5 protein-coding genes and 2 pseudogenes are annotated in these 8,639 nt (G+C 57.1%); 3 read left to right on the top strand and 4 right to left on the bottom strand.

The annotated features are described in order from the left end of the window. The 3 genes from ASE07_RS11670 to ASE07_RS11660 form a co-directional block, all read right to left on the bottom strand. A partial coding sequence (locus ASE07_RS11670; protein WP_057290994.1) for an ABC transporter permease occupies positions 1-1,565 on the bottom strand: 1,565 nt, incomplete at its 3' end. A 98-nt stretch (positions 1,566-1,663) separates the two neighbouring features. Beyond that, positions 1,664-2,845 (bottom strand): ABC transporter substrate-binding protein, encoded by a 1,182-nt coding sequence (locus ASE07_RS11665; protein ID WP_442946066.1) that lies wholly within the window; start codon positions 2,843-2,845, stop codon positions 1,664-1,666. A 731-nt stretch (positions 2,846-3,576) separates the two neighbouring features. Beyond that, positions 3,577-4,908: an ABC transporter substrate-binding protein gene (locus tag ASE07_RS11660; protein ID WP_057290993.1), complete on the bottom strand. Its 1,332-nt coding sequence runs from the start codon at positions 4,906-4,908 to the stop codon at positions 3,577-3,579. 451 nt (positions 4,909-5,359) lie between these two features. Here ASE07_RS11660 and eno (ASE07_RS11655) point away from each other — a divergent pair. From eno (ASE07_RS11655) to ftsB, 3 genes and pseudogenes are all read left to right on the top strand, one after another. After that, a pseudogene (gene eno / locus ASE07_RS11655) lies at positions 5,360-6,526 on the top strand (phosphopyruvate hydratase); the annotation flags it as partial. A 1-nt stretch (position 6,527) separates the two neighbouring features. Continuing rightward, a pseudogene (gene eno / locus ASE07_RS11650) lies at positions 6,528-6,782 on the top strand (phosphopyruvate hydratase); the annotation flags it as partial. A 306-nt stretch (positions 6,783-7,088) separates the two neighbouring features. After that, positions 7,089-7,430 (top strand): cell division protein FtsB, encoded by a 342-nt coding sequence (gene ftsB, locus ASE07_RS11645; RefSeq protein ID WP_057291004.1) that lies wholly within the window; start codon positions 7,089-7,091, stop codon positions 7,428-7,430. A 274-nt stretch (positions 7,431-7,704) separates the two neighbouring features. On the opposite strand, the gene hslO is transcribed toward ftsB, so the two are convergent. Then, a complete protein-coding gene (gene hslO, locus ASE07_RS11640; RefSeq protein ID WP_057290991.1) occupies positions 7,705-8,637 on the bottom strand; it encodes an Hsp33 family molecular chaperone HslO in 933 nt (310 codons plus the stop codon). Between the last annotated feature and the right edge of the window lie 2 nt (positions 8,638-8,639).

Here is an 8,639-nt window from a genome sequence, read left to right as displayed (position 1 = left end):
CCCGCCACGCTTTGCATGTACAGGTAAATCCCGTAACTCATCGGCGCCTGCGATTCCGACGTCGTCAGCAGGATCGTCGCCGACAATTCCACCGCCGCCGTGATGAAGCTCGTCACAAACCCGGCCAGGATGCCGCCGGCCATCAGCGGCACCACAATCCGCCGGATCGTGCTGGCCTTGCTCGCCCCCAGGCTTTCCGCCGCTTCCTCCAGGCTGATGTTGACCTGCTGCAGCGCCGCCATGCAYGASCGCAAYGCATACGGCAGCCGCCGCACCGCATACGCAATCATGATCAGCACCCAGGTCTGCGTGAACAGCGTGTCGGTGAACGGGATCGTCACATCCTTGAACAGGCGCAGGTAGCCAATCGCCAGCACCACCCCCGGAATCGCCATCGCSGCRCTGGCGGTATAGTCGAGCCACTGSCGGCCCGGCAGTTTGGTGCGCARRATCAGGTACGCAATSGCGGTACCGAGCACCACGTCGATCAGCGCGGCCAGACCGCAGTACAGCAGCGTATTGCCCACCATGCCGCCGGCACCGGAGACGACGGCGCTGTAATGCTGCAGCGTGTAGGCGTCGGGCACCACCGAGAAGCTCCAGACGCTGGCCAGCGACAGCAGCAGGATGCCCAGRTGCGGCGACAGCACCACCAGCAGCACCAGGCCGATCCAGCCATACGCCATCACCGCCTGCATCGGCGTGAGGGTGCGGCGCTGGATCGCACCGCCGCCCTTCTGGGTGGTCGAGTAATCCTTGCCCTTGAGCACCCGCGCCGACAGCCACAGCGCGACGATCGAGAAGCCGATCATGATGAACGAGATCACATACCCGAGCGGATCGTCCAGGCCGACCGAGGTGATGCGCAGGTATGCCTGCGGCGCCAGCATGTTGGTGGTGCCCAGCACCAGCGGCGTGCCCAGGTCGTCGAACACCTTGACGAACACCAGCGCGGCGCCGGCGATGAAGCCCGGCATGGCCAGCGGGAAGATCACGCGGCGAAACAGCCGGAAACCGCGCGCCCCCAGGTTGAGCGCACTTTCTTCCATCGCGCCATCGATGTTTCTGAGCGACACGGTCAGGTTCATCAGGATGAACGGAAAGTAGTGGATGCTTTCGACGAACACCACTGCGGTCAGTCCTTCCATGACCGGGATCTTGAAGCCGAACCAGTCGCTGAGCAGCAGGTTGACGCTGCCGTTGTCGCCGAAGATCAGTTGCAGCGCCACCGCGCCGACGAAGGGCGGCATGATCAGCGGCAGCACGCCCAAGGTCTGGATCAGGATGGCGCCGCGGAACTGGAAGCGCACCGTGAAGTAGGCCAGCGGCACCGCAATGAGCGAGGCAAACAGCACCGACAGCAGCGACACGACGATACTGTTGGCAAACGATTCGCGCAGCAGCGATTGTTCAAAGAACGACACGAAGTGATGCAGCGTGAAATGGCCGTCCGGGCCGAATGCCGACAGCACCACGGTCCCGACCGGCAGCACCAGGAACACCAGCAGTGCCGCAGCAATGAATAGCGCAATCAGGGTCGGCGCCAGGGGAAATCGAAGTTTCATGAAGAGTCCTTCCCTCCGTGGGTACGGCAGGAATAGCTAAAGGAAATGGTGGTATCGGACCGGTGCGGCAGGTTGCGCCGCACCGCTGGTCCCGCCGCTTATTTGCTGGCTGCGGACGCCTGTTCAGCCAGTTCGAGCGCCTGGGCGTAGTTGGCCTTGGCCTTGGAATTCCACTGGTCTTCCAGCGTGGCCATCTGCTTGTCGGCGAAATCGCCCATCGCTTTCTTCGACACGCCCTTGGAGAACAGGTCAAGGAACGCCGGCTTCTTGAGCAGCGCCTCGTCGACCACCGGCTTGAATGCCAGTTCGCGCGCCTGCCTGACCAGCTCGGCAGCTTGCGCATTGGGCTTGGCCGCCAGCTTTTGCTCGGCCTCGTGGATCGCCTTGGTCACCGCCTGCAGCTCCTTGTGGCGGAAGGTGATGGTCTGGTCGAACAGCGCGGTCACCACGTGGTAGCGTTTCTGCGCCACGTCCGAATCGAACTGCACCTTCGATTTCCTGGCGACTTCGAAGATGTTTGGGTAGCCGGCCGGCACCTTGCCCTGCAGCTTGTCGTAGGACACGATCGGCATGCGCGAGATCTTGGGGTCGAGCAGCAAGGCCTGGCCTTCGTTGGACAGCGTATAGGCGATGAACTTGTTGGCGTCGGCCGCGTTCTTGGCGCCGTTGACCAGGCCGATGCTGGCCGGCACTACCGAGGTCACGGTCGGATAGGCGAACTCGACCGGGAAGCCGCTGTACTTGCCGGCCAGCCCGAAGAAGTCGATCACCAGGCCAATGCCGAACTGGCCGCTGTTGACGCCGTCGGGCACGCCGAACGAGCGCTCGGTAATGGCCTTGCAGTTGCCGGCAATTTCCATCAGCTGGGTCCAGCCCTTGTCCCAGCCTTCGCCTTGCAGGATCGCTTCGACCGTCAGGTGAGTGGTGCCGGAACGCGATGGCGCGCTGACGGCGACGTGGCCGAAATAAATGCCCTTGGTCAGGTCGCTCCATTCGGCCGGCGCCGGCAGCTTGTTGGCCTTCAGGTAGCGGGTGTTCCACATCAGCCCGTAGCCCGACAGCGCCTGGCCGTAATACAGGCCGTCCGGATCGTTCATCGGGTAGTTGCCGATCTTGTCGGGGGCGGCCGGATTCTTGACATCGGCCGGCTTGGTCAGCAGCTTCTCGCGCGACAGCACTTCGAACGCATCCGGGGCCGAGGCCCAGAAGATGTCGGGCCGCTGGCCGGGCGAGGCTTCCTTGATGAAGGCCAGCGACGCATTGGAATTCTTGTTGAGCACCTCGACCTTGATGTCCGGGTGCTTCTGCTCGAACGCCTTCTTGTAGNGGCGAGGCTTCCTTGATGAAGGCCAGCGACGCATTGGAATTCTTGTTGAGCACCTCGACCTTGATGTCCGGGTGCTTCTGCTCGAACGCCTTCTTGTAGGTATCCGTGATCTCCTTCGGAAACGACGTGATGATCGTGATCGATGCCGCTTGTACCGAAGCGGTTGACATCAGCAAAGACACCGCTAACGCGTATTTATAGGTTGATTTCATGTCGCCTCCCTCGTCTGTTTGTTCTGTTTTAGCTTGCAGGCTTAATATAAGCTTCTGGCACTTTATATCCAATCATAAATTTTTATGGCTGCAAAATAAAATATGATGGTGCGGAGCATCAATTGCGTTAATACTAAGAACCAACGCTTTAAAGGTGCAGGTTCTAGCTCGGAAAAAGCTTCCTTCCAAGTGTCTATCTGCTGGCTCTTAAACAACTTCGGACGGCCCCTTCCCCCTTGCAGGGGGAAGGTTGGGATGGGGCGGCCCGCGCAAGGGGTAGTGCGCTCGAGATATAAATTCGATACGTCGAGCCTACCACCCCCTCCCTAGCCCTCCCCCTTACAGGGGGAGGGAACCGTTCGTTATCACTTTTGGCGACATCGACATCGACATCAAACGAATGAAACGTTGGAAAAAATTTTCATTCGTCACTCGACACATTGAACTCCTAACCACCTTAAAAGGATTGATACTAAGAGCCTTTCATCGTTATAAGTAACATCGCCTGATAAGTCAGTTCCATCGCCGTTTTATAATTCTTTCTTGCTTTGGCATGCCACAACTGCGCAGTTTCTTCTGTCAATTTATTGTCCTGGCCACTAGCTTGCGATGAATTCTCTTTAGCTTGAGCCGAGGTCGGATCCAAGCTTACGGGAGCATAGGCAATTTCGCGCGCACGCGTTAGCAGCGCCAATGCACGTTCGTTTGGAGATTCCGCGAGTCTCTTTTCGGCGTCATGAATGCTTTTTGTCGTCGCCTGAAGCTCAGGCAGCAGGCTGGTAATGGTTTTATCAAACAAGGTCGACACCCAGAGTCTCCGTGACTCGGCCAAATTGGTGTTGAAGGTGACTTTGACTCGTCTGGCAACGCCGAAAATATTGGGATAGGTACCAGGCACACTATCCAGCAAGTCTCCATAGGGGAGTACCGGGATTCTGGATATCTTTGGCTCAAGAAGCAGTTCCTGGCCTTTTCTCGATAACGCAAACGCCACAAATTTTTTCCCGTCAGTCGGGTTCTTTGCGCCGGCGATCACTGCGATGCTGGCGGGCACGACCGCTGTAGTCGATGGATACACAAAATCGACGGGGAAGCCGCTGTATTTACCGGAGAGTCCAAAAAAATCAATGACTAATCCCGCGCCGAATTTGCCTTTGTTGACGCCATCCGGAACATCGAAAGAGCGTTCCGTGATCACCGCGCAATTCCCCGCTATTCTAAGAAGCTGCGACCAGCCGTAGTTCCAGCCTTCGCCTTGCAAGATCGTCTCTACAGTAAGGTGAGTCGTTCCCGAACGTGACGGAGAACTCATCGCGACGTGACCAAAATAGGTCGGCTGGGCCAAGTCCTCCCACTGCGAAGGCACCGGCAGGTTGTTGGATTGGAAGTACCGCTTATTCCACATGATCCCGTAACCGGACAACGCTTGCCCGTAATAGAATCCATCCGGATCGTCCATCGGATAGCGCCCGATCTTGGGGGGCACTGCCGGATTCCTGGTTTCAGGCGCTTTCTCAAAAAGACGGTTTCGCGCCATCAGCTCAAATGCGTCTGGCGCCGATGCCCAGAACACATCCGGGCGGTGGCCGAGCTGTGCATCGTTTACGAGCTTGACTGCCGCTTGCGTGTTTTTATTGATGAACTCGACGTTCGTGTCCGGGTACATTTTCTCAAATGCTTTCTTGTAGACGTCGGTGAGTTCCTTTGGAAAGGATGTCAATACCGTTACCGATGCCGCATTTGCTGCGGCGCTCGTCAACGCGATTACTGCAACTGCACATATCTTCCGAAAACTGGCGTTCATAACTCCTCCTATTTATCTTTGTTCCAAAAATATAGGACGACAAGTTATGAAACACCAATCAAGAAACTTGATGACGGGACATACAGAACGTGATGAGCTTCCCTGGCCCGCTCTCGACGTCGTAAATTACGCTGACACCTCTACGGCGACCTACATGTTCCGCTCCGCCGTCGCCTGTTTTAATACGACGGCCGATGGAACGCATAACGAACGCTAATGTTCGCAATCATGATTTGCGATTAGATGAATTCCCCACAGCCATTTATAGTGCATTCGCCGTTTGCGCGCTAAGTTTGGTAAAAGGATGGCGCCGCATTGTGCTTCCCCTCTCTTCCTATACGGAGTAAAGATCATGAGTGCCATCGTTGACATCATCGGCCGCGAAGTAATCGATTCGCGCGGCAATCCTACCGTCGAATGCGACGTCCTGCTGGAATCGGGCGTCATGGGAATGAGTGCCATCGTTGACATCATCGGCCGCGAAGTAATCGATTCGCGCGGCAATCCTACCGTCGAATGCGACGTCCTGCTGGAATCGGGCGTCATGGGTCGTGCCGCYGTGCCATCGGGCGCGTCCACCGGTTCGCGCGAAGCCATCGAACTGCGCGACGGCGACAAGAGCCGCTATCTCGGCAAGGGCGTGCTCAAGGCMTGCGAAAACATCAATACCGAGATTTCCGAAGCCATCATGGGCCTCGACGCCAATGAGCAGGCCTTCCTCGACCGCACCCTGATCGACCTCGACGGCACCGACAACAAGGCACGCCTGGGCGCCAATGCCACCCTGGCTGTTTCCATGGCGGTTGCCAAGGCCGCCGCCGAAGARTCCGGCCTGCCGCTGTACCGCTACTTCGGCGGTTCGGCTGCGATGCAGATGCCGGTGCCGATGATGAATGTGATCAACGGCGGCGCCCATGCCGACAACAACCTGGACTTGCAGGAGTTCATGATCATTCCGGTTGGCGCMCCGAGCTTTCGTGAAGCGATCCGCTATGGCGCRGAAGTCTTCCATACCCTCAAGAAAATCCTGCACGACAAGAAGCTGACCACCGCGGTTGGTGACGAAGGCGGTTTTGCACCTTCCGTGGAGAACCACGAAGCCGCGATCAAGCTGATTTTGCAGGCGATCGAGCAGGCCGGCTACGAGCCGGGCACCCAGATCGCACTGGGCCTGGATTGCGCGGCATCGGAGTTTTACAAGGATGGCAAGTACCAGCTCGACGGCGAAGGCCTGTCGCTGTCATCGGCCGACTTCACCAACCTGCTGGCGACCTGGTGCGACAAGTATCCGATCATCTCGATCGAAGACGGCATGGCGGAAAACGACTGGGAAGGCTGGGCCACGCTGACCAATGCACTGGGCAAGAAGGTGCAGCTGGTGGGCGACGACCTGTTCGTGACCAACACCAAAATCCTGCGTGAAGGCATCCAGAAGAATATTGCCAACTCGATCCTGATCAAGATCAACCAGATCGGCACACTGACGGAGACGTTTGCGGCGATTGAAATGGCCAAGCGCGCCGGTTACACCGCGGTGATTTCGCACCGTTCGGGCGAGACCGAAGATGCGACGATTGCTGATATCGCGGTTGGGCACCAATGCCTTGCAGATCAAGACNCTGACGGAGACGTTTGCGGCGATTGAAATGGCCAAGCGCGCCGGTTACACCGCGGTGATTTCGCACCGTTCGGGCGAGACCGAAGATGCGACGATTGCCGATATCGCGGTGGGCACCAATGCCTTGCAGATCAAGACCGGCTCGATGTCGCGTTCGGACCGCATGGCCAAGTACAACCAGCTGYTGCGTATTGAGGAAGACCTCGGCGACATCGCCAGCTATCCGGGCCGTGGCGCGTTCTATAACTTGCGCTAAGACTGTTTAATCCTCAGGCAGGCCCCGTAGCATGAGGTATAAATCTGAGAAGTCCTCCTGACTGACAAGGCGTACTCGTCGCGACAGCATTGCTATTGACGACGAGTGCAATGAAGCAGGTAGATGAAAATAGACGCGCTTTCATGTTGCGTTATAGGCCGGAACGCGTATAGCTGTCCAACAGCGTTTCAATAGTGCGACACCTGCCCTAAAGGCGATGTACGGACGACACGGGAATGTCGCTCAGAAGCAAAAAATGGGAGCTGCGGCTCCCATTTTTTATTGTTACGCCACTACAATGACGGCATGCGCCTCATCACTATCAGTCTTGCTGTACTTCTGGTCCTGATCCAGTTCCCATTATGGATGGGTAAGGGAGGGTGGCTGCGCGTATGGGACCTAGACAAGCAAGTGGCGGCAGCGCAGAAAAAGAATGGTGAACTCAAGGCGCGTAACGCCAAACTTCGCTCCGAAGTACAAGATTTGCGCGAAGGTACAGGAGCGGTGGAAGAGCGTGCCCGTTATGAGCTTGGCATGATCAAGGACGGCGAAATTTTCATTCAGATACTCGATCCGAACGGCGCTCCGCCCGCAGTACCCGCAGTACCGGCAGCGCCCACAACACTTCAAGCTAAAAAGGGGAATTAATCCCCATCCCGAACCATAACGCAACATGAGATCGGTTGAGATTGGTATCAGTCGTACTTCATTGAATGGGGTGTGATCCGATACAGCTTGCGAATCGGATCATCGTGGACATTCAAAGCGCGGCTGCAAAATACCCCTTCGCAATTCTGCTGGTCCACATGAAATACTGAGGGAAGCGAAAGTAGACTGCAGCAGCGTGTGCAGGGTGCCTAAAGCTGCTTGCTCCTGCTCATTGCGCACCCTGTGTCGCCAACCAGCGCTGATCAAACAAGCTCTAGTGCCGCACATTACCGGCAGGCTGAATCGCGTCGCTTGTATGCTCGGTTGCAAACAGCTGCGCGCAATCTACCTTGTCAAAGTCGTAGTGCTGTCCGCAAAAGTCGCAATCAATCGCGAGTTTGCCAAGTTCATCCAGGGCGGAATCGACTTCCGCCTTGCCTAGCATTTTGAGCATGTTGCCGACTTTCTCGCGAGTGCAGCTGCAATGAAAGCCCGGATGTCTCGGTTCGAACACGCGTATTGTCTCTTCCCAGAACAAACGGTGCATCAGGGTGCTGATATCGGTCGTCAGCATTTCTTGCTTGCGCAAAGTGGAGGCCAGCATGACAGTGTGGTTCCATGCCTGTGCATCGTCGTTACCTTGTGCTCCGGATCCGCCTTCATGCGGTAACTTCTGCAGGAGCAGTCCGCGGGAAACCGACGCATCTGCAGCCAGCCACAGCTTGGTGTCGAGCTGCTCCGAACGCAGCATGTAGTTTTCGATGACGACTGCCACTGTGTCGCCATCCAGCGGCACAATACCCTGATACGGCTGTTGTCCGGGCAATTTATCTTTCGGATCCAGTGTGATCACAAAGCGTCCATGACCGTTGGCGTTGACCAGTTCGGTCAGGCCGGCTTCGTCATCAATGACTGCACCGTCAGCAAGCTTGGCGGTCGCACGCAATTGCAGGTCAGAATCACACTCCACCACTAGCAGGCGCACCGGTCCGTCACCATGCATCTGCATGATAAGCATGCCATTGAATTTCAGGTTCGCTGATAGCAGGGCTGCAGCGGCCGTCATTTCACCGAGTAATGTCCTCACCGCCGCAGGGTAGGCCTTGCGCGCCTGAACCTGGCGCCAGGTATCGGAGATTTCGACGAACTCTCCGCGCACAGCGGCGTTCTCGAAAATAAATCGTTGCAGCGTATCCTTCGTTTCCATCT

The organism is Noviherbaspirillum sp. Root189 (genome assembly GCF_001428545.1).
Classification (GTDB): domain Bacteria; phylum Pseudomonadota; class Gammaproteobacteria; order Burkholderiales; family Burkholderiaceae_D; genus Noviherbaspirillum.
This window is presented reverse-complemented; position numbering and strand designations above follow the sequence as displayed.

Coding starts and splice junctions, on each gene's coding strand:
- ASE07_RS11660 (WP_057290993.1), bottom strand. CDS start 4,908: ATGAACGCCAGTTTTCGGAAGATATGTGCAGTTGCAGTAATCGCGTTG.
- ftsB (WP_057291004.1), top strand. CDS start 7,089: ATGCGCCTCATCACTATCAGTCTTGCTGTACTTCTGGTCCTGATCCAG.
- hslO (WP_057290991.1), bottom strand. CDS start 8,637: ATGGAAACGAAGGATACGCTGCAACGATTTATTTTCGAGAACGCCGCT.